Origin of the sequence: Roseburia sp. OF03-24, assembly GCF_003463035.1 — a bacterium.
In the GTDB taxonomy this organism is placed as follows: domain Bacteria; phylum Bacillota; class Clostridia; order Lachnospirales; family Lachnospiraceae; genus Roseburia; species Roseburia rectibacter.
This window is the reverse complement of the sequence record NZ_QSCK01000010.1, coordinates 86,452-109,522: the sequence shown is the minus strand read 5'-3', so window position 1 is coordinate 109,522 and position 23,071 is coordinate 86,452. Positions and strand designations below refer to the sequence as shown.

At 38.9% G+C, this 23,071-nt stretch carries 20 protein-coding genes; 4 read left to right on the top strand and 16 right to left on the bottom strand.

Annotated elements, in window-relative coordinates; translation table 11 throughout:
* Positions 1 to 31: 31 nt before the first annotated feature.
* The 16 genes from DXA60_RS06915 to dnaA all read right to left on the bottom strand — a co-directional run bounded on the left by DXA60_RS06915 (position 32) and on the right by dnaA (position 20,174).
* Positions 32 to 2,899, bottom strand: coding sequence for a beta-glucosidase (locus tag DXA60_RS06915; protein ID WP_117920603.1), 2,868 nt, complete (start codon positions 2,897 to 2,899; stop codon positions 32 to 34).
* Between the two features lie 142 nt (positions 2,900 to 3,041).
* The gene (locus DXA60_RS06910; protein WP_015561059.1) at positions 3,042 to 3,500 is read right to left on the bottom strand and encodes a DUF3021 domain-containing protein; all 459 of its coding nucleotides are present in this window, start codon (positions 3,498 to 3,500) and stop codon (positions 3,042 to 3,044) included.
* Between the two features lie 54 nt (positions 3,501 to 3,554).
* A complete protein-coding gene (locus DXA60_RS06905; RefSeq protein WP_006857732.1) occupies positions 3,555 to 3,998 on the bottom strand; it encodes a LytTR family DNA-binding domain-containing protein in 444 nt (147 codons plus the stop codon).
* Between the two features lie 135 nt (positions 3,999 to 4,133).
* Positions 4,134 to 5,747 (bottom strand): ATP-binding cassette domain-containing protein, encoded by a 1,614-nt coding sequence (locus DXA60_RS06900; RefSeq protein WP_022112183.1) that lies wholly within the window; start codon positions 5,745 to 5,747, stop codon positions 4,134 to 4,136.
* Positions 5,744 to 6,646, bottom strand: a complete 903-nt coding sequence (locus DXA60_RS06895; RefSeq protein WP_158570866.1) for a S41 family peptidase — start codon at positions 6,644 to 6,646, stop codon at positions 5,744 to 5,746. Before DXA60_RS06895 ends, DXA60_RS06900 begins: the two co-directional genes overlap by 4 nt.
* Positions 6,639 to 7,829 (bottom strand): radical SAM/SPASM domain-containing protein, encoded by a 1,191-nt coding sequence (locus DXA60_RS06890; RefSeq protein ID WP_022113190.1) that lies wholly within the window; start codon positions 7,827 to 7,829, stop codon positions 6,639 to 6,641. The genes DXA60_RS06895 and DXA60_RS06890 overlap by 8 nt, the downstream gene beginning before the upstream one ends.
* A 63-nt stretch (positions 7,830 to 7,892) precedes the next feature.
* Positions 7,893 to 8,018 (bottom strand): hypothetical protein, encoded by a 126-nt coding sequence (locus DXA60_RS19440; protein ID WP_022113191.1) that lies wholly within the window; start codon positions 8,016 to 8,018, stop codon positions 7,893 to 7,895.
* Positions 8,019 to 8,342: 324 nt separating this feature from the next.
* Entirely contained in the window at positions 8,343 to 9,275 is a 933-nt protein-coding gene (locus DXA60_RS06885; RefSeq protein ID WP_117920601.1) for a helix-turn-helix domain-containing protein, read from the bottom strand.
* Positions 9,248 to 10,183 (bottom strand): hypothetical protein, encoded by a 936-nt coding sequence (locus tag DXA60_RS06880; protein ID WP_022113192.1) that lies wholly within the window; start codon positions 10,181 to 10,183, stop codon positions 9,248 to 9,250. The genes DXA60_RS06885 and DXA60_RS06880 overlap by 28 nt, the downstream gene beginning before the upstream one ends.
* 37 nt (positions 10,184 to 10,220) lie before the next feature.
* Positions 10,221 to 11,312, bottom strand: coding sequence for a hypothetical protein (locus DXA60_RS06875; RefSeq protein ID WP_117920600.1), 1,092 nt, complete (start codon positions 11,310 to 11,312; stop codon positions 10,221 to 10,223).
* 33 nt (positions 11,313 to 11,345) lie between these two features.
* The gene (gene gyrA / locus DXA60_RS06870) at positions 11,346 to 13,970 is read right to left on the bottom strand and encodes a DNA gyrase subunit A (protein WP_117920599.1); all 2,625 of its coding nucleotides are present in this window, start codon (positions 13,968 to 13,970) and stop codon (positions 11,346 to 11,348) included.
* A gap of 89 nt (positions 13,971 to 14,059) precedes the next feature.
* Entirely contained in the window at positions 14,060 to 15,997 is a 1,938-nt protein-coding gene (gene gyrB, locus DXA60_RS06865; protein WP_117920598.1) for a DNA topoisomerase (ATP-hydrolyzing) subunit B, read from the bottom strand.
* A 4-nt stretch (positions 15,998 to 16,001) separates the two neighbouring features.
* Positions 16,002 to 17,108, bottom strand: coding sequence for a DNA replication/repair protein RecF (gene recF, locus DXA60_RS06860; RefSeq protein WP_117920597.1), 1,107 nt, complete (start codon positions 17,106 to 17,108; stop codon positions 16,002 to 16,004).
* The gene (locus DXA60_RS06855) at positions 17,105 to 17,320 is read right to left on the bottom strand and encodes an RNA-binding S4 domain-containing protein (protein ID WP_117920596.1); all 216 of its coding nucleotides are present in this window, start codon (positions 17,318 to 17,320) and stop codon (positions 17,105 to 17,107) included. The genes recF and DXA60_RS06855 overlap by 4 nt, the downstream gene beginning before the upstream one ends.
* 45 nt (positions 17,321 to 17,365) lie before the next feature.
* The gene (gene dnaN, locus DXA60_RS06850; protein ID WP_117920595.1) at positions 17,366 to 18,478 is read right to left on the bottom strand and encodes a DNA polymerase III subunit beta; all 1,113 of its coding nucleotides are present in this window, start codon (positions 18,476 to 18,478) and stop codon (positions 17,366 to 17,368) included.
* A gap of 337 nt (positions 18,479 to 18,815) precedes the next feature.
* Positions 18,816 to 20,174, bottom strand: a complete 1,359-nt coding sequence (gene dnaA, locus DXA60_RS06845) for a chromosomal replication initiator protein DnaA (RefSeq protein ID WP_117920617.1) — start codon at positions 20,172 to 20,174, stop codon at positions 18,816 to 18,818.
* A 690-nt stretch (positions 20,175 to 20,864) separates the two neighbouring features.
* Here dnaA and rpmH point away from each other — a divergent pair.
* The 4 genes from rpmH to DXA60_RS06825 all read left to right on the top strand — a co-directional run bounded on the left by rpmH (position 20,865) and on the right by DXA60_RS06825 (position 23,068).
* Positions 20,865 to 20,999: a 50S ribosomal protein L34 gene (rpmH, locus tag DXA60_RS06840; RefSeq protein WP_015561063.1), complete on the top strand. Its 135-nt coding sequence runs from the start codon at positions 20,865 to 20,867 to the stop codon at positions 20,997 to 20,999.
* Positions 21,000 to 21,175: 176 nt separating this feature from the next.
* Positions 21,176 to 21,514, top strand: a complete 339-nt coding sequence (gene rnpA / locus DXA60_RS06835) for a ribonuclease P protein component (RefSeq protein ID WP_006857739.1) — start codon at positions 21,176 to 21,178, stop codon at positions 21,512 to 21,514.
* A gap of 27 nt (positions 21,515 to 21,541) precedes the next feature.
* Positions 21,542 to 21,751, top strand: coding sequence for a membrane protein insertion efficiency factor YidD (gene yidD / locus DXA60_RS06830; protein ID WP_117920594.1), 210 nt, complete (start codon positions 21,542 to 21,544; stop codon positions 21,749 to 21,751).
* A gap of 24 nt (positions 21,752 to 21,775) precedes the next feature.
* Positions 21,776 to 23,068, top strand: coding sequence for a YidC/Oxa1 family membrane protein insertase (locus DXA60_RS06825; RefSeq protein WP_117920616.1), 1,293 nt, complete (start codon positions 21,776 to 21,778; stop codon positions 23,066 to 23,068).
* Positions 23,069 to 23,071: the final 3 nt, after the last annotated feature.

The following is a 23,071-nucleotide window of genomic DNA, read 5'->3' as shown; positions in this document are numbered from 1 at the left end:
CACAGCCTGCGGTTCAATTGTGAATTTTTTATCAGGCAAACACAAATTTAGATATCTTACATTTTCCTTCCACCCGGATCTGAACCGTTTCCGGTACTCCTGTCTTTATACAATCTTCCGGCAGGTCTATTTCTAACATCCGGTAGCAGTCTACCGGTTCTGCAGTAATTTGCACTCCGTTCTCACCCGTCACAGTGATATGAGCTGTTTCGAGTACCTTTAACGTGATATTTAACTTGCGCGGTTTTTTATAAAAGACAAAATCATGATAAATCAACGTTCCCTCTACCGGACATTCCCCGATCATATCCGGATCATCCCCGGCAGAACCCGGAATCACACAGGAGGAACCGTTGATTCCCCGATGCAGGAACATGTGGTCATACGCATCATAACAATCAGCAGCAGTCGTCTGGAATGGATTTCTTTTTCCGGCATGTAATCCGTCAATCATAATGCTCTGCTCTAAACGGATGTCCTGTGAAGATGCGCCAACCATAAACTGATAGTTTCCGTCCTCTAAGATCATACGCTCTGAGATCACATCATAATACTCTAACTCCCACAACTGTACTGTAAAGTTAACTTTTCTGACTTCTTTCGGTTTTATATTATGGACACGCTCAAATCCAGCCAGCTGTTTGATCGGTCGTTTTACACGGGAATCCTTTTTATGCACATAAAGCTGTACGACTTCATCCCCGGTTTTTTCTCCAGTATTCCTGATAAAACAGCTCACTTTGATACAGCCCCGTTCTTTTTTGATCTGCATTTTTTCGTAGGAAAATGTCGTGTAAGACATACCATATCCAAACGGATAGAGCACTTCTCTGTCAAAATACTGGTAGGTGCGTTTTCCCTGAATGATATCATAGTCGTTCATATCCGGCAGGTCTTCATCTGAATGATACCATGTCATATTTACTCTTCCTGCTGCCGATGCCTTTCCAGTCATTACATCTGCAATTCCGTGTCCAAGTTCCTGACTGCCCGATGCTGACAACAGGATTGCCGGAACCTGTTTCTGCAGTTCGCCAATTGCATACGGATAATTACTAATCAAGACCACGATGGTGTTATGATTTGCCGCTGCAACCTCTTTTACCAGTTCTTCCTGCTCCGGTGGAAGTGCGAGTGTGGTGCGGTCTACCTCTTCTTTGCTGTTGATAACCGGATCACAGCCAATGACTGCAACCACATAATCAGCTTTCTCTGCTGTTTTTTCAGCAGCTTTCTTTCCATCTTTTACGATTTCTATCTCAAATTGCGTTGACGGATTATCCACGCAAATAGAAAAATAACCTGCTTTATCCACAAAGACCTGCTTTTTATTCCAGCTTTCCAGTGTAAAACCGTTTTTTTCTTTCTTAAAATTCCACGATTCACGGACAAACCATCCAAAGGCTTCTTTTTTATCTGCCTTAATGATATCTGTATCTTCTTCTAACGTAACAAATCTTCCATTGCTTTTTGCTGTCAGCGTCATATTGCCGCAGCCCCAGTCATTTAAAATAAATGTTTCTGCCTGTTCTTTTTTTACCAGTTTTAACCGGCTGTTTTGATCTAGTCCCACGTAACATTCATCACTGTTTTGCTCTGTCAGACGAATCTGTATTTCTGACAGCCCACTTTCATGACTGATTTCTGCATTGGTAAATGCTTCCCTGATTCCATCTAAAACTGTCACCGCATAAGGTGGGATACCACAGTACCAGTCTTTGTACCACACATCCGCGAGCGGACCGACCACTGCTATCTTTTTTTCTGCTTTTTCATCCAGAGGAAGTATGCCGTTTTCATTTTTCAGAAGAACAACCGCTTCATCTGCCATTTTGCGTGCAAGTTCTTTGTGTTCCCCGTTGTTGATATATTCTTCGCCCATGTTCTGATATGGACAATCGCTCTCTTTATCAAACATGCCAAGGCGTATTCTCGTCCGGAAAGAATTACGCACCGACTCATCAATATCTTTTTCTGTGATCCAGCCGTTATCCAATGCTTCCCGCGTTGCTGCATAAACGACTTCTCCATCATCTGTAAAACAGTCAACACCAGCTTTCAACCCGTTTGCCAGTGTTTCTCCATGGGTCCGGTAAAAATGATGGTCGCTCACTGTCTGTGAAAAATCACCCCCGTCACAGACCACATGTCCCGGCAGCCCATAAGTGCCCTTTAAAATATGGCGCACCTCATCATTGACGATCGCAGGGATTCCATTGATCTCATTATAGGATGTCATGACTGCCTCCGCACTGCCCTCCATGATTGCCTTTTTGAAAGGTTTTAAATAATATTCGTTTTTATTTCTCCGGTCCACAGAAGATGAAATCTTAATCCGGTCTTTTTCTACGTTGTTTGCGTAAAAATGTTTTAACGTCGCACCACAGCGGATATAAAACGGATCTTCGCCACGCATACCGCGGATATATGCGCCTGCCATCTCTCCGGTCAGATATGGATCTTCGCCATATGATTCTTCAGTTCTTCCCCATCTTGGATCACGCTCCATATCAATCGTTGGCGCCCAGCGGCAGAGCCCGCCTCCACCATTTCTTGTATACAAAGCCCTGGCTTCCTCGCCGACAGCGCGACCACATTCTCTGATCAGCTCCCTGTCAAAACTCGCACTCATACCGATCGGCTGAGTGAAAGCTGTGGTCGGCTCCGGCTCCCCTTTATTAAATGCCTGGTCATGTCTCGCCTCAATCCCGTGTGCAGCCTCACCGCCCATATAAGTTGCCCGGATTCCAAGCCTCGGAATGTCAGGGCATCCGGTTGTCAGACAGTGTATTTTTTCTTCAAGCGTCATTGCCCCTGTCAGATAGTCAAGACGTTCTTCTATCGAAAGACTGTTATCCCACAGCGGTGTGTTCTGTTCAAATTTTATATTTTTCTCCATTTTCTGCCTTGCTGCTGTAAGAACCTGTGTTCCATACAGCAGTCCCCCTCCTGCAAGTTTCTCATTTTCTTCAATGTATCATTTCTTTTTTTAGAAAAATACCTGCAAATGGAGCGGTGTTTTGCAATAAAAAACAGATCTCTTACCGGTTTTGTAAACTTACTTTTTCATTCAGCTTTGTGACCTCTCTCTTTGCCCTGCTGTATAATGTGATCCAGATTCCAACATAGATTCCGATAAATATCGCAAAATACACAACGACCCCTGCAATGCTATGTTTCATCCAATACATCAGATATGCAACCGGAAATGTTGCAATCGAACCTGCCAGCAGATGAGTCACTGTCTGCCGCAGCAGGCTCCAGTCATCCATCTCCCATATCACGGACGCGCCTGCCCAGACTGCACCGTACAGCAAAGATGCGATCATCTGCGCCACGACCGCATTAATTTCATTTCCACACTGCTCCACCAATGCCGGGACAACCGGATAATAATTTCCGTCACCGTATATGAGTGAAGAAAAAATTGTGATTGCAGTACTGATTGCCAGACCGATCGGCGCACCTATAAGCGCTCTGCATAAAATTCTTTTTTTCATGATAACCTCCATTCCTGTGTATGAAAAATATATTTTTCACACACACCACCATTTCTATAATCCCAATACCTGTTTGATTTTTCTGACGTAACGCCTTGAAACATACGTTGCTGTTTTGTCTGACATCGAAACACAGATCGTCCCGGAAAAACTTAAGTCAAATTTTTTTACTTCTTTCAGGTTAATGATCTCCGAATTGGAGATGCGGATAAACATTTTTTTGTTCAGTCTCTCCTCTAACTCATACAGTCTTGCCTTTAACCGGTAGCTGCCGTCTTTTGTCTTTGCATATACCCTGTCATTTTCTGCATAGATCCGTATTATTTCCGTCTGTTCTAACAAAATGATTTCGCCATTCTCGTGAATCGCCGCAAAGACTTCCGGTTTTTCCTCCGACAGCAGCTTTACGATCTGCGATACTTCTTCGGTCATCTTGTCTGTATGGATGATGATCTTGGGTTCTTTGCAGGATTCGTCGAGTTTTATTTCTATTTGCATTTTCTCACTTCCTCCTTTCTGATGTCATTATAGGCAATGTCTGGAACGGTTTCTACTGATTTGCGGCAGGTGGTCGGTTTTAGGCGGTGGATGGTAAAAAAACAGGGTGCTGCCACCCTGTTTTTTTGTTCTGACTTATTTTGATAACTCATCAACGTTTTTCACGCTTACCATTCTTTTGTCACGGATCTGGTAAATTTTATTACAGTACCTCAAATTCTCTTTTCGATGTGTGATCAGAAAGATAATCTTATCCGGGCAGTGGCTGATCCCATCTAAAATATCCTTTTCGGTCGTTTCATCCAGTGAACTTGTCGGTTCGTCTAAAATCAGAACCTCTGCCTCCTCGGTATACATTCTAGCCAGTGCGATTCTTTGTTTATCACCGCCGGACAGATTGTTGCCATTTTCCAGAATAAAAGGTGTAAAGATATCACGTTCTTTTGTAAATTTATCTAAAAAACGAATGTTCTGGTATACCTCCGGTTCCATTTTCCTGCGCCCAAAGTTTAAGTTATCATAAAATGAACCTGTTATGATTGGCACATTCTGCGAATAAAATGACATTTGTTTCCGAAGGGAATGGTTTTCAATATTCTCCAGCGGGATTCCATTGATCTTAATTCCGGTATTCTGATCCCAGAATTTTAAAATACTTTTCATCAGTGTCGTTTTTCCACAACCGGACTCCCCCACGATTCCAATGATATCTCCCTTTTTTGCCTGGATATGAATATCTTTTGCCAGTAAGATCCCGTCCATCGTCTGAAGTTTTTCCATATCGACCGCGACATCATCAATATGATCTATCTTTATATCTCCACTCTGTTCCTGCTCATCCTCCACAAGCTGTAAAAATTCCCGGCTTGCCTTTACCTCTCTTAAATTCAGGTTTACCTTCACAATATTTGAGATGGCAGGTAAAAGATACGACATGAGAATCGAAATTGTAAAAATGCTGTTTAATTTTGTATTCCCCTGCAGATACATATAAAATACCACGATCAAAATAATGTTTTGGGCGAACATGTTAAAAAAATCGATGACTTCACTCATCCCACGCGCATAAACATTTACCCTTTTATTTTCCTGTTCGATAATTTCTAAATGTTTTTCAAGTATGTCATTCAGATTTGTATTGTCTTCATTCTGCTTGATAAAATCTACCTGATTGGCGATCTGATAAATGTCTTTTCGCTCCTTTGGAATAATCCGCTGCATCTCGGCTGATTTTTTCAGTAAATTTTTATTCAGGATATAAAATCCAGCCACATTGAGTATCAAGATAAACAGCATCACCAGAAAAATAAAAATATTGATGGTCAGGGAGTATAACAGAATCAACAAAATAACCAGTGATTTTGCAGTCAGTATCGGGACCGACATAATATACAGATTCGCCAATGTGAGCACCGTCGAGTCTGCCCGCTCCGTCAGGTACGTTGCACCGTACTTTATGATTGATGCGTATTTCATGGAATAGATTTTCTGGTAAATTTCCTTCGACAAATTTTTCTTGTACTCTTTTTGCATGTGCAGCTCGATCAATAGATAGACAAACTGGATACAAATCTCAAGCAGCATAAACCCTATGATAAATGCTATCACACGATCCGTCAGTGCAAGTTTTCCATTGATGATCTGATTTACCGCGAGCGGAACTGCAAAAATGATCAGATTGATCACAACCTCAAATATAATCAAGATTGCTTGTATAATATAGTATCTTCCAAATTTTTCTATTTTCATATTTTTTTTACCCAATCATCCATTAATTTATCATTTACAACTATATCTGGTATAATACCTACATTATTTATTTTAGTTTTTGATGTATAGTATTCATATACAGGTAACAATATTTCTAAATTATGTGATATTTTTATTTTTTTTTGCATTACCCCTTTTCCCTTTGTTATTTCCCCTATAATAAATGCCCTTTTTTCATTTTTTAAAACTAAAGATATTAACTCAGCAGAACTGGCTGTATATGAATTAACCATAATTATAATCTTGGTATTATTATCCAGATGTGAATTAATATATACACCATATTTTTTCTTCTCAATGTTCTCCACATAATAAATAGGCTCTTCTGAGCATACAAAATTTTCTAAAAACTTATTTGCAAGCAATACATTTCCCCCCATATTATCTCTCAAGTCTAATATTAATGTTCTATTATTTAAATTTAACATTTTAATTTTTTTTATAGTACTTTCAGAGAAATATTGGATTTTTACATATGTGATTTGCTCACTTTCCTTAGAAAAAAAAAACGTTTCTTTTTTACTTAAACATATATCAGGTATCTGTACTTGTAAAATTTTTTCATTTCTTAGGATTTTAAAATTTTTTTCACTTTTTTGTAATATACTTTCTCCATTTAAAATAATATCATCTTTATGTATTCCTAATTTATTTTCACTCTCTAATATATATATAATATTATTTATTTTTAAATATTTTATTTCTAATAAATCTAATATATTATCAACACGCTTTCCATTTTCTATAAATCTACTAAATCTATCATTTTTTAGACCAAGTGTATAATTTATAATACTTTTCACTTCATTTTCACTTATTTTTTCATAGTAAACACTAAAAAACCTTACTAAACTATCATTGTACCTATCTTTATACATTATCCTTACCTTCAAACAGTGATAACAAAAATTTTTTTGCATTTTCTTTGTATATTTTGCACATAAAATCATTTGAATGATTTACATCATTATAAACTCTATAAGCTAAATTGGGGCATCCACCTAAACATATATATTTATATTTACATTTTTTACATCTTTCTTTATGCATAATACTTTTAAAACTATTTTTTTTATCCATAATATTACATAGAAATTCTTCATACCAATTATCATCAAGTATATTTCCAAACTTATATATCGTTCTTACAAAAGTTTGACATGGGTATATATCCCCATTTGAATCAATTGCAATTATTCTTTTTCCTGCACCACACATTGATGGCTTATTTCCATCTATTAAGTTATTATCTAATCTAGGCATATTTTTTACTTCGTCTTTATTATTAGGCAAGCATGTGCTTACAATATATTTAATTTTTAACTTGTCAAAGTATTTTCTATTTCGTTCTATTATATTTTCATTTCCTTTTGTAACAACAGATCTTACACATATTTTTTCTTTATATTTCTCTGGTAATTGTTCTATCGTACTTAATACATCATAACCATCTATTCCCTTCCTTGTTAAGGAATTTTCTTTATTATCAATATTATCAATACTAACAATACATTTATCTATAACCCCTAATATAGATATATGTTTATTCAATAAGGTACCATTAGTCAATAGACAAACATTAAATTTTAATTTTTTGGCCTCTTTTAAAATTTCTTCTATATCATTTCTTAGTAACGGTTCTCCTCCCGTAAAATTAACAACTTCTACATTTATTTTCTTTAACTTATTTAAAATTTTTATTATATTTTTTGTATCTAATTCCTTTGAAAGATTTAAATTCTTTTTATTATAACAATATGTACAATTTAAGTTACACCTTTGTGTTACATGGAAATATACAGTATTTATATTGACATTAATATCTTTTATTTTATATTCTTTTTCTTTGTATTCCTTTTCATTCTCTATTATTACACCATTTTTCTTTAATATCTTTAAATTTTCATCTACTATCATGTTGGTTTCTATGCATTTTCCCATATTATATTTAATAAAATGGGCACTATCTTTATTAACCATTATTGCCCTATTAATGAAATAATTATATATTACTACTTTTTTGTCTTTACCTAAAAATATTAAATCACTACTAACTCTCATTTTTCCCCCATATTATAAGGCTACTAATTATAAATTTATATATAATCAGTAGCCCCTTTTTAGTTATTCTTCACTTTCAGCCTCTCCAGCCCCCATACCTGCACTAAATGCCTTTGCACAACTGCATCCACATGCACATAAACTTTCCAGTTCTTCTTCGCTTAATTCAACAATTTTTTCATCTCTCATTTGTTTTTCCTCCATAAATATTATTTAGTTTGTGCACTAACTATAAAATTATTTTAATAATTTATATAAAAAAGACCATACCATAACTGGAAAATGTTATTTTCCAGTTATGGTATGGTCTTTTTGCTACTTATGAATTATATTAAAAAATATTTTCAAAGGGAGACTAAAATGAAACAATTATTAAAAAAGATACTTATAATACTATTGTTTACTATTAATATTTCTATGAATTTTCATAATAATTCATCTTATTCTTTTAATTACTATGAAACAATGCCCCTATCTGAAGGCAGTTACATGGATTTACGTGAATTTTAACTTTTACAGCTCCATATGAAATTCTTTTCTATATGCATTTCTTAAAATCTGACATTTTTCTTTACTCCTCCTTGCAACAGCTATATAATACGCCTTCTGCAACAATTCTCTTCCGATCTGTAAATCTTCCTTTTTTCGTTCCCCAGTTTCTATCTGTCTGAGAATAATCCATGCTTTATCACTTAATACATCGCTGATGATATTTCCAATATTTTTTTCTAAAGCCTCCCTCAGGCATTGTTCACATAATGTTAAAGCCTCTTTATATCTTTTTTGTTTGTTATATGTGACCGTCAGATTTCTAAGAATTAACACTTTCATATAATCTGCATACGCTCCAAAAATATAATCCTTTTGCAAGCATTGTAGCAGTCTCTCAAAAATATACACCGCCTCATCCACATCCCCGGCATGTGCATAAGCATTTGCAAGGCTCATCAGATTCATGATTTCCTGTTCGGTAAACGGGAAATCTTTTTTCAGACATTCCTCATAATCCGGAAGTGTCAGCCGGACTGCCTCCTGCAATTTTTCGATTGTTGTCTGATTGTCACTTCTTTTGCAGTAATAGTCCATCAATGCTTCTGACTTTAAAAGATACTGCCTGGTGATCACATTATCATCCGCTTTCTCTTTCATCCTGCCTAAATATAAATCTGCTTTTTCATAGTCATAATTCTGCATTGCCTGCTCAAAAAGTTTTCGTTCCTCTAACAGTTCTAAGTTCTTCCCAACACAGATGGCATAGCTCTTTTCCGGTACACGCTCCATTTTTGCCATGAGTCTTGCATACAGTTCTCTTTTTACGCGAGTCTTTCCGCTCTCGATACGATACAATGTCTGTACCGAACAAATCTCATCACTCAGTTCTTCCCTGGACATTCCAACAAACTCTCTTGTCATCCGTATTATATCTCCGGCTCTGTAGTTTGACATACTAATCCCTCACCATACTTTTCTGCATCCCGTGCCTTTTCATCCTGCCCCTCCAACTGATACAGACACGCAGCAATCTTACATTCTTCCATCGCTTTCTTTAACAGCATATTTTTATCCGCATTTTTTGGCGTGAGCTTTTCTCTCGTTTTTGCCCGCAGAAAATAGATGTCTGCAAGATGATAAAAACCCGCTCCCTCACTGATACATTGAATCGCTTTTTCTGTGTAAAACATAATTTTTCTGTAATCATTTTTTCTCTGTTGTATGGAGATCAGCTCTAAAAAGATATCCGTACTGACTTTTTCTTTTTTGCCCCCGGACTGATACCCACTGACATACGCTAAAATATTTAATAATTCCTGTTCTGCCATCTCTGTCTTCGACGGATCATAGTGTATGAGCAGCAGTATCATCCCGATCTCAACCGGACTGTACAGACGCACCTTTTCCATTGATTTCCTAAACTCAGGAATTGTGAGACAGATTCCTTTTTCTAAAATCCCACACAAACTGCTTCCAGTATTCTTTTCTGCGATCATGGTACGTGCTTCCTGATAAAGACAATATTGTTCATGTACAGATTCATCCTGTGGCATGACTCCCCGGTATTCTCTAATCTTCTTTTTCGCAGTTTTTACCTGATTGTTTTCCACAGATTTTTCAATCTGCTCCCTCATTTTCCACAATTCATAATCTTGTTCACTTAAAATTGTTTCAAACAGAGTGACTTCTTTTCCAATCCTTCCAAGCAGTGTCTGTCCAAGAAGTGAATCGACCTCCCTGCTCCCCTGTTCCAGTCTCGACAAAGTGGTAACAGAACAGATTCCTCTGCAGATATCTTCCTGTCTCAGGTGATACTTCTCCCTGTAATATTTTAATACCACTTCCATCATCTTTTGTTCCATAACCCACGCTCTTTGCACCTTCAGATTTTTACGCTTTTCATTGTTCCTTTAATATTCCAAATCTACACCAGAACATCTCCCTCTCTTTTTCCCTGCCTTCAAACCACTCATCTTTGATCTCAGCCCTCTGGTTCAGCCCGATCTTTTTTACCGCCTCCACCGCAGCCTCACGCTGTGACATTTTCCGGTTTCCGGTAGTCATGCAGTTTGCACCATCTGGCGTATCATATGCCAAAAAAGTCTGGTTGAGATCCATCAGGTCAAACAGGCGTACCGGCTGGTTTGTGCGGTTGTCCACCAGAAATCCCCAGTTTCCCCAGTGGCGGTCCGTGTTGCCAATCAGGTAATCGAGCAGGTTCATCATGTAGTAGGAATATGCATCCAGCTTTAACACGAAATCCATAACGTGAATGTCATGATTTGCTGCATAGATTTCAAATGCCTCCATTGATACCATGCTGTAATCCACCGACGTAATGATCCTGCTTTTGGAAACTTTCTGTCCGTCAAACATACTTTCCTCATAGAGCACCTGTCTGCAGTCAAAACAGCGGCAGATCTTACTTGCGAGGATTTCATTTTCCACAGCCCTGCTGTTTCCATTTTTCAAAAGGGAAAACGAATTTTTTTCCCTGATCCACGCTTTTGGAAACACGCCGTTGGTTGAGAGATCGTCAGCAATCAGGTAACTGTTCTCTACGGTCATCTGTTTTCCGCGCAGGGAAATATCCACAAGTGCATTATCCAGATGATTTTCAAAAAGATTGATCTGTGAAAATGTGATATTCTCCCCTTTTTCCCGAACCCAGAAAATATCAGTCAGTGACAGACAGTGATAGGACAGCGCTATTTTGGCACGGTCACGGTCGGTCTGCGCCTGCAGTGCTCCGATACTGTTTAAAATTTCCTTTGCATAGACACGGTCAAGTGTCAGAACACGGGTTGCACACCAGTAATAAAAATTGGTGAGGTTATCCATGCGGATATCGAGATCATCATTTTCTGCTGTATCCTCCAGATAAATTGAAAAGGGCAGAAACGCCCTGTCCAAAACTGTGCATACTCCGTTCGTCCCAATGTCTGCTACTATCTTTTCGCCATGCATTAGTTCATACACTGTTTTTTCCATTCAGCTTCTGCCCTTTCTTCACTATACGGTTATCTATTCTTCCTCATCCTCGGAACCATCAGCCTCTGCGCGCTCTAACAGTTCTTTCATCAGCTCGTCGTCTGTCTCTGTATTTTCTACAGATGCCTTTTTTGCATTTTCCGCAGCGATGGCTGCACTTTCCTTTTCTTCCTCCTCACTGAGCAGTTCGGATGTGTCTGCATTGTCGATCAGACTCTTATCCTCACGGACTTTTGCGATACTTGCCACCGTGACATTCTCATCTAAGTTGATGAGTTTGACACCGGAAGTAATTCTTCCGAGCAACGTTGTATCACTGACTTTGATACGGATAATAATTCCTTCGGTGGTGATCAGCATCAGTTCATTGTCCTGGTTTACCGCTTTCACGCCGACAATATTTCCAGTCTTTTCGGTGATCTTGTAACATTTTACACCCTTACCGCCACGGTTCTGCGTGGTAAATTCGGAGATCAGTGTACATTTTCCAAGACCTTTTTCTGAAACGATCATGAGTGCATCCCCCTGGGACTGCATCTGCATACCGATAACTTCATCCCCATCCGTAAGATTCATACCGATGACTCCCATGGAAGTACGGCCTGTTTTTCTTACATCTGTCTCTTTAAACCGGATACACTGACCATATTTCGTCACTAAGAAAACATCCTGATTGTTATCTGTCTTTTTTACCTCGATCAGCTCATCATCTTCCCTTAAACTGATCGCAGCAAGTCCTGTCTTTCTGACATTTGCATAGTCGGTGATCGGTGTTTTCTTCACAATGCCTTTCTTTGTCGCCATGAACAGGAAATGTCCTTCCGTGTATTCACGAATCGGGATAACTGCCGTAATTTTCTCGCCCGGCTGGAGCTGGAGCAGGTTTACGATTGCAGTTCCCCTCGCGGTACGGCTTGCCTCCGGGATCTCGTAAGCCTTGATACGGTATACACGTCCGGTGTTTGTGAAGAACATCATGTAGTGATGGGATGTCGTCATCAAAAGTTCTTCGATGTAATCGTCATCAATCGTCTCCATTCCCTTGATTCCCTTACCGCCACGGTTCTGTGCGCGGAAATTGTCAAGGCTCATGCGCTTGATGTAACCTAATTTTGTCATGGTAATGACAGTGTTTGTTACCGGAATCAGATCCTCCATCGAAATATCGTACTCGTCAAAGCCAATGGATGTTCTTCTGTCGTCGCCGTATTTATCCGCAATAAGCAGAATCTCCGTACGGATCACGCCGAGCAGTTTTTTCTTATCTGCCAAAATTGCACGCAGTTCTGCAATGCGGTCCATCAGCTCTGCATACTCTGCTTCGAGTTTCTCACGTTCCAAACCTGTCAGTGCACGCAGACGCATATCTACAATTGCCTGTGACTGTGCATCGCTTAAGGAGAAACGCTCCATCAAATGTGATTTTGCTTCCTGTGTATTCTGGCTGCTCCTTATAATGCTGATGACTTCATCAATATTGTCAAGTGCGATCAGCAAGCCCTCTAAAATGTGGGCACGCTCTTCGGCTTTATTTAATTCATATTTGGTTCTTCTGGTAACAACCTCTTCCTGATGGATCAGGTAATACTTTAACATGTCGTAGAGGTTTAATACCTTCGGCTCGTTATTGACAAGCGCTAACATGATCACGCCAAATGTATCCTGAAGCTGTGTATGTTTGTAAAGTAAATTAAGTACTACATTTGGATTGACATCACGACGGAGTTCAATACAGATACGCATACCCTGACGGTCTGACTCATCACGAAGATCTGTGATCCCGTCTACTTTCTTATCACGCACTAACTCTGCGATTTTTTCGATCAGTCTTGCTTTGTTGACCATGTACGGAAGTTCCGTTACCACGATACGGTTCTTGCCGTTTTGCATTGGTTCGATATCTGTAATAGCACGCACGCGGACTTTTCCACGTCCGGTACGGTAAGCCTCATTGATTCCGGCTGTTCCAAGGATCATGCCTCCGGTAGGGAAATCCGGTCCTTTGACGATAGATAATAATTCTTCGATATCGGTATCGCGATCCTCTTCCACCTTGTTGTCAATGATCTTTACCACTGCATTGATAACTTCGCGCAGATTGTGCGGCGGAATGTTTGTCGCCATACCTACAGCGATACCGGTTGTTCCGTTTACCAAAAGATTCGGGTAACGGGACGGCAGAACGGTAGGTTCTTTCTCTGTCTCATCAAAGTTCGGCACAAAATCTACGGTATCTTTTCCGATATCGGCAAGCATTTCCATGGAAATTTTGCTTAAACGTGCTTCGGTATATCGCATGGCAGCAGCGCCATCACCATCCACGGAACCAAAGTTTCCATGACCGTCAACTAACGGATATCTGGTCGACCACTCCTGTGCCATATTTACAAGTGCTCCGTAAATAGAACTGTCTCCATGCGGATGGTATTTACCCATCGTATCACCGACGATACGCGCACACTTACGATGCGGCTTATCCGGACCATTGTTCAGCTCTATCATTGAGTAAAGCACACGGCGCTGTACAGGTTTTAAACCATCCCTGACATCAGGGAGCGCACGCTGTGCGATAACACTCATGGCATAATCGATATAGGATGTTTCCATCGTTTTTTTCAAATCGACGTCATGAATCTGATCAAAAATTTTATCATCCATCTGATTTCTTCTCCATTTCTAACTCGTCTCTGTCATCCGGATATCTGCAGCCGGATCACATATTTCAAAAATCCGGCTGTACCGATCTCTTAAATATCCAGATTCTGCACGTATTTTGCATTTTCCTCAATGAACTCACGTCTCGGCTCTACTTTATCGCCCATTAAGGTCGTAAATGTCACATCAATCTCGGAAGAATTTTCCTCATCGATCATGACACGTTTCAAAATACGTTTCTCCGGATCCATAGTTGTCTCCCAGAGCTGCTCAGCATCCATCTCTCCAAGTCCTTTGTATCGCTGGATCTTGTTGTTGCCGTCACGACCGATCTCAACCAGAATGTTATTTAACTCGTTATCATCGTACGCATACCAGATATTTTTATTTTTCTCAATCTTATAAAGTGGCGGCGTTGCAAGATATACATGTCCCTGCTTGATAAGCTCCGGCATAAAACGATATAAAAATGTCAGCATCAGGGTCGCAATATGGGCACCGTCGACATCGGCATCTGTCATAATAATAATTTTATCATAACGCAGCTTGGAAATATCAAAATCCTCATGGATTCCGGTACCAAACGCAGTGATCATCGCTTTGATCTCGGCATTGCCATAAATCTTATCCAGTCTTGCTTTTTCTACATTTAAGATTTTACCACGCAGTGGAAGGATTGCCTGGGTTGCACGGCTTCTTGCTGTCTTTGCAGAACCACCCGCGGAATCTCCCTCTACGATGAAAATCTCACAGTTTTTCGGATCTTTGTCTGAACAGTCAGCAAGTTTTCCCGGTAAAGAAGTACCCTCTAAGGCTGTTTTTCTTCTGGTCAGGTCACGCGCTTTTCTTGCTGCTTCTCTCGCACGCTGTGCGAGCAGTGATTTTTCACAGATACTCTTTGCGACCGTCGGATTTTGCTCTAGGAAATAAGTGAGCTGTTCACTTACCACGGAATCGACTGCTCCACGCGCCTCACTGTTTCCGAGCTTCTGCTTTGTCTGTCCCTCAAACTGTGGCTCTTCGATCTTGATACTGATGATCGCAGTCAGTCCCTCACGGATATCATCACCGGTCAGTGCAGGTTCGGAATCTTTTAAAATCTTATTTGCTCTTGCATAGGAGTTAAATGTTTTTGTCAGCGCATTACGGAATCCGGCAAGGTGCGTACCACCTTCCGGTGTAATGATATTATTTACAAAACTGTATGTCGCATCATTGTAGGAATCATTGTGCTGCATGGCAACTTCGACATACACACCATCCCTGGTTCCCTCACAGTAAATGACATCCGGGTACAATGCTTCTTTGCTGCGATTTAAGTAAGTGACAAATTCCTTGATACCACCGGCATAGTGAAACTCATGACAATGATTGGATTCCTCTCTCGTATCCGTAAGTACGATGCGAAGTCCTTTTGTTAAAAACGCAGTCTCACGAAGACGCTGTTTTAAAGTGTCATAATCATAAACAGTCTCCTCAAAGATATCCGGATCTGGATGGAATGTAACCTTTGTGCCGTGTTTCTCCGGATCGCAGGTTCCGATCACTTTGACCGGTTCATCCGGTTTTCCGATATGATAACTCTGAAAATAAACCTGTCCCTCTTTATACACTTCGACACAAAGTTTGGTGGAGAGCGCATTTACGACTGATGCACCTACACCGTGCAAACCACCTGATACCTTATATCCGCCACCGCCGAACTTTCCGCCGGCATGAAGAACTGTATATACAACTTCAAGTGCTGATTTTCCAGCCTTATGGTTCATTCCAACCGGAATACCACGTCCATCATCTTCGACTGTAATAGAATTATCCGGATTAATGGTAACCTCTATGTTTTTACAATATCCGGCAAGTGCCTCATCCACGGCATTATCTACAATCTCATAGACCAAATGATGGAGTCCTCTCGCCGATGTACTGCCGATATACATACCTGGTCTCTTACGAACTGCTTCAAGTCCTTCCAGAATCTGGATCTGGTCAGCTCCGTATTCATTTGGATTTTCAATTTTCTCTGTTGCCATTCTGCTAACCTTGCCTTTCTATAACCTGACCTTTTTCAAATACCTGACCACTTATTACCTCAAAAACTTTATTGATCTCGAACCGGTTACGGATAAATTCATCCAGACCGGTACAGGTAATAATTGTCTGGGTGTCACATATACTGTTTAACAAATAATTCTGACGATTGCTGTCTAATTCTGATAAGACATCATCCAGTAAAAGTACCGGAGTATCATGGATTGATTTTCTTACCAGCTCTATCTCGGATAATTTTAAAGAGAGTGCAGATGTTCTCTGCTGTCCCTGTGAACCAAATTTGCGGATATCAACATCTGCAATGGAGAAAAGCAGATCATCACGGTGTGGTCCTACGGATGTCTGACACATTTTCAGATCACGCTGCCTTACCCGCTCTATCTCCTGCTCCATCATATCTGCCGAAACACTTGGTTCATAGGACAGAAAAAGTTCTTCCTTCCCACCTGATATCCGGTAGTGTATTTCATGAACAATTTCATTTAGTTCTTTTACAAACTGTTCCCTGCGCCTGATGATTTTTTTCCCGGTATCAATAAGCTGCATATCCCATACCGGAAGTGTATCCGATAATTCAGGACGATAAACCATATCTTTTAACAGTTTATTGCGCTGATTCAGAATTTTATTATAGTTCGACAGATCAGATAAATAGATCTTATCTAACTGACATAACTCAGCATCCAGAAAATGTCTGCGCTCTGATGGACCATTTTTTATGATATTCAGATCTTCTGGCGAAAAAAATACGATGTTCAATATTCCAAAAAGCTCACTCGCTTTTTTCATTGGTATTTTATTTACAGCGATTCCCTTGGAACGGTTGTGTTTTAAATGCATGTCAATCTGATATTGTTTGCCTTTTTTTAAAACCATAGTCCGAAGGTGTGCTTCGTTTGTTCCAAACCTGATCATCTCTTTATCTTTGCTTCCCTTGTGGGATTTGGTAGTTCCACTTAAGTAAGCAGCTTCTAAGATATTGGTTTTTCCCTGCGCATTATCACCAAATAAAATATTAGTCCCTTCATCAAACGAAATCTGGAGATTTTCATAATTGCGGAAATTGTTCAATTCAATGGATTGAATGATCATTTTGAGACTTTCACCGTTTCTCCGTTGTAGGAAATCACATCACCATTGTGGATTTTTTTTCCACGCTGATATTCTGTTTCGCCATTAACTTTTACTAAACCATCCTGGATGACAAATTTTGCGTCAACCCCGGATTCCACCAGACCGGCTTTTTTCAAAGCCTGTCCAAGTTTTATAAATTCATCTGATTCTCTGATCTGAATCTCTATCATGGAATTCCTTTCTATCGCCTTACGGCAATATCAATCAAAAAATGATTAGTTTGCAGCTGCATTGAAGTTAACCGGAAGAATCAGGTAAATAAATGTACCTTCATCATCTTTGATAAAACATGGAGCCTTTGGATTGACCATGTACAGTGTAACTTCCTCTTCGTCAATGACTCTTAATGCGTCAATGAAAAACTTCGGATTGAATCCTATCAGGATATCTTTTCCTTCTTTGGCGATATCAATATCTTCATTCATGGAACCAATAAATGAATTGATCTTCAGTTCCATGGAATCATCTGTGATATTCATGATGATCGGTTTTTTATCTCCTTCTTTGACAAGAAGAGTCGCACGGTCAATACAGTCTAACAGTTCGCGTTTGTTAATTTTAACTTTTGTTTCATAGTCGGAAGACAACATCTGTTCGATCTTAAAATATTCTCCTTCGATCAGACGTGAAACGACTGTCGTATTCTCAAACTCAAAAACAATGTGGTTGTCTGTCAGAAAAATAGATACTTCGTCTTCTGCACTTCCAGGAAGAATTTTGCTGACTTCCTGAAGTGTTTTTCCCGGAACGACAACTTTCTTGTGAGAATAATTATTTTTCAGTTCGATGTTACGGATTGAAATACGATGACCGTCGAGAGAAACAACTTTAAGGTCATTTTCTTCGATTTCAAACAATTCTCCTGTCATTAACTTGTTGTTATCGTTATCAGCAATTGAAAAAATTGTCTGACGAATGACTTCTTTTAAGGTGAACTGGGACATAATGATAGGTTCGTTACGTTCAATATATGGGATATAGGAAAAATCATCACCGGATTTACCGACAATGTTAAATTTTGCTTTTTCACAGGTGATCGTTGTTTTAAAAGATGCATCTGTTTCGATCGTGACATCACTGTCCGGAAGTTTACGGACAATCTCAGAAAAGATTTTTGCATCCAGTGCGATTACTCCGCGTTCTGCAATCTCACCTTCAATCTTAGTTTCAATTCCAAGTTCCATATCATTAGCGGTAAGTTTAATCTCATTTGCAGAAGCATCAATCAGAAGACATTCTAATATTGCCATGGTCGTTCTGGTAGGAACTGCTTTTGAAACAATATTAACGCCATGTAACAGATTAGATTTAGAACAAATTAATTTCATGTTGTAGATAACTCCTTCCTGGTGAAACGTAGTGGCTCGCCAAAACGTGTTCATAAAAAAATAAATAGAAATCCGCCGTAGTCGTCTTAGAGGCTGTTAATAAGTTGATAACCGCACAAAGCCTTAATTTTCAAGGGGTTAAAAAAAATTTGAGGTGGTATAACCCTGTGAAAACCATGCGGAAATTATCTTGAAATGATGTGAATTGAGGATGAAGCTCATAAATGCCATAAACAGGTTTTAAACATGAAAATGAGACTTGTCCATACGGAATTCACTTTAATTTAACAAGATATCCACAATTTTTCGTGTATAACTTCGAAAAACCTTGATAACTTTAGTTAGGATTGATCTTTTTCTTGATAGTTTCTATTAAATTGCGTGTATTTTCGTTTGATTCATACTCGTCGGCAATTTTTTTGATACCATGAATAATGGTGGAATGATCTCTTCCCCCAAGTAACTGCCCGATCGAATCAAGTGGTATGTCAGTCATATTTTTACAGAGGTACATTGCAATCTGTCTTGGTCTTGCGATTTCGTTACTTCTGTTTTTGGAGATCATCTGATCCAGCGAGATATTGAAGTGTTCAGTGACAACTTCGATTACCAGTTGAGGTGTGATCTCTCTTGGCTTGTCCGGTGTAATAATATTCTGAAGTTCTTTCATGGCGATTTCCATCGTGATATCAGTCTTTTCAAGATTGGAATAAGCCAGAAGTTTGTTTAAGGCACCCTCAAGTTCACGGATGTTTGATTTGATGTTCGTTGCAATATAATTTAGAATCTCATCACTGAGTTTCATGTCGTCTGCTTCGACTTTTCTCCGGAGGATCGCCATACGTGTTTCATAATCCGGCGTTCCGATATCAGCAATAAGACCCCATTCGAAACGAGATCGAATCCGGTCTTCTAAAGTTTCCATGTCTTTTGGTGGTTTATCAGATGTTAAGATAATCTGTTTGCCGGCAGAGTGGAGTGCATTAAATGTATGGAAAAATTCTTCCTGCGTACTTTCTTTACCGATGATAAACTGAACGTCATCGACCATCAGTACATCGATCGTACGATATTTTTCACGTAATTTGTTCATTGCTGAGGCATTACCACTTCGAATTGATTCAATTACTTCGTTGGTAAATTCCTCGGATGTAACGTAAAGTACTTTTGCATTCGGGTTTCTTTCTAATATAAAATGACCGATGGAATGCATAAGGTGAGTTTTTCCAAGTCCAGGTCCTCCATAAATATAAAGTGGATTGTATGCTTCGCCCGGAGATTCGGCAACGGCAAGTGACGCCGACTGGGCAAAACGGTTATTGCTGCCGACGACAAAAGTGTCAAAGGTATAGTTCGGATTAAGATTAGATCTGTCCGCTTTTTCGGAAAGTGCATTTTTTTTCGGTACACTGTTATTGCCGGTACGGATATTTTTTGTCTGTTCCGGCAGAATGAACTGAATCTCGTATTCTGTTCCTGTAAGCTCTGCGATCGTTACCTTTAAAGGAAGATAATATTTTTTTGAGATATAGCTCAGGGTCATTTGTTCAGATGGAACCAGTATATATAATGTATTACCCTCAACACCGTAAACTTCGAGCGGACGTATCCAGGTATCAAAAGAAATATCACTGATATCATGTTCATGTTTGACGGTTGAGAGAATCTCGTCCCATTTTTCTAAAATTTTATCCATTTTAATCCTCATTTTTGCGTTGTTTTCTAATGAAAAGAGTATTTTCATCTGCATGTGGATAGTTTTCCACATTAACGCCTATCATAAAAAATCCTACATAGTTCTATCCTACACTATTTTTTCGCTTTTATCAATGAAAAGTTTGTACAGGGTATTTCAAGTTAGGGTAAATGCAAAAAAATCCCGATTTGGGCAAAATAGAGAGCCTGAATAATAAAAATTTGTAGAAATAAAAAAAATATGTGTGAATAAGTCGAAAAAAGTTATAGACCGCTAAATACAAGGGGTTATACTGTTTATTAACACATTATCCGTGGATTATCCAGAAAATATCCACAAGTTATCCACAAATTGGGGATAACTTTGCAAACCCGCTAAAAATCGGCATTCTTTAACCCACATTTTTTAACATTTCATGGGGATAACTGTGGAAATGCAAATAACAAGATATAGAAAGATAGAGTTTCTTCCTTATATATATAGTGGTCAACATTTTCCACAAATGGATAAATGTTGAAATGTAGATAAGTAAAATCCAATCAATCAGAATTTTAGTGCTTGACTTGAAACATTTTTCTGTTATAATTGAAAATGATGTTTTTTAACTGAGAATATGCGTCTTAGGACGTTTTCTATCGCACCGTCATTTTGGGATGATGGTGAATGCCAGGCAGAGGAGGTGGATATAACATGAAGATGACATTTCAGCCGAAGAAAAGACAGAGATCAAAAGTTCATGGCTTCAGAAGCAGAATGAGCACAGCAGGCGGAAGAAAAGTATTGGCTGCTAGAAGATTAAAAGGTAGAAAGAAATTATCAGCATAGGCCACATTTTTGTGGTCTTTTCTTTCCTTAAGAAGAATGGATGAATAATGAGGTGGTGCATTTTGTACCACCTATTTGTTCATTCAAAGATATTTTATAAGAGAAGTAAGCAGACCTTCAAAACAGACAGAAGGTAATTGGTGCCTTAGGTAAATAATCAGAAAGGGCATACTAGGATGAAGTTTTCGGAATCATTAAAAAAGAACAGTGATTTCCAGAAAGTGTACAGACAGGGAAAATCCTATGCGAACCGTTATCTGGTAATGTATGTTCTGGAAAATCATACAGAAGGAAATCGTCTTGGCATATCCGTCAGTAAAAAAGTTGGAAACAGTGTTATCAGACATCATCTGACCCGGCTGATCCGGGAAAGCTACAGACTACATGAAGACATGTTCAATAATGGTTTGGATATTGTAGTCATCGCAAGAAGCACGGCACGCGATATCAGTTATCATGAAACAGAAAGTGCCCTGTTGCATCTTGGAGGTCTTCACAAAGTAATCAATCGTTAATTTCAGAAAAAAGAAGATGGAATCATTTTGAAAAAAATATTAATTGCTTTAATTAAGTTTTATAGAAAATATCTTTCTCCAATGAAAACGACAAAGTGTCCGTATTGTCCGACATGTTCTCTATATGGTTTAGAGGCAGTTGAAAAATATGGGGCAATAAAAGGAGGAGCACTTGCTTTATGGAGAATTTTAAGATGTAATCCTTTTTCAAAAGGTGGATATGATCCAGTTCCATAGCGGAGGTATTTACAAGTGTCAGATATGTTATTAACAGCATACAATGGTGCTATTTTAGGACCGATCGCCAAAGTACTTGGCTGGGTAATGAATGGTATTTATGCGTTGATGTCAATGATTGGTATTGAGAATGTTGGTCTTTCTATCATCATTTTTACAATCGTAATTTATGCAATTTTATTCCCGTTAACTTACAAACAGCAGAAGTTCTCAAAATTATCACAGAAGATGCAGCCTGAATTACAGGCAATCCAGAAAAAATATAATGGAAAAAAAGATCAGGCATCTATGATGGCAATGCAGGAAGAAACACAGGCAGTATACGAAAAATATGGTGTTTCCATGATGGGAAGCTGTGTTCAGATGCTGATCCAGATGCCATTACTGTTTGCACTTTACCGTGTATTTTTGAATGTTCCGGCATATGTATCCGGTGTAAAGAACAATTTCTCTGCACTGGTTGATGGAATTATGGCAACAAGCGGTTATCAGGATAAGATGACGCAGCTCGTTACAGATTTAAGAGTTATGACACAGCCGGCAGCAGACTTTACAGTATCAGATCCGACTGCACTTTCTAACTCTATTGTTGATGTTTTATATAAAATGAATTCGAATGGATGGGATACTTTAAAGAGTGCATTCCCTTCTTTAACGGATACCATTAATGCAACATATGATACAGTTTCACATGTAAATAACTTTCTGGGACTGAATATTTCAGATACACCATGGCAGGTTATGACATCTAATTTTGCATCACATAACTTTTTATTTGTAGTTTTAGCGCTGCTTGTACCGATCGTTTCTTATCTGACTCAGGTACTTAATATCAAGCTGATGCCACAGGCTGCTCCATCTAATGGCAATAATGAAAATGATATGGCTGCACAGCAGATGAAGATGATGAACCGTACAATGCCGATCTTCTCATTTGTAATGTGTTTTACAGTTCCTGTAGGTCTTGGTATTTACTGGATCGCCGGTGCGGTAGTTCGAAGTGTTCAGCAGTTCTTCTTAAATAAGCATTTTGAGAAGATCAACCTTGAGGATATCATTAAGAAGAATCAGGAGAAAGCAAAGAAAAAACGTGAAAAAATGGGGATTGCTGAAAATCAGATTTCCAATGCGGCAAAAATCAATACAAGACAGATCAATGAGCCGAAAAAAGAAGATAAAAAGTCCGGTATGAGTGAGGCACAGCGTGAACTTGAATTAGAAAAAGCAAATGCCACAAAAGCAAAGGCAAAAGCCGGAAGTATGGCTGCAAAAGCCAATATGGTTCGTGATTTTAATGAGAAAAACAGCAGAAAATAATAA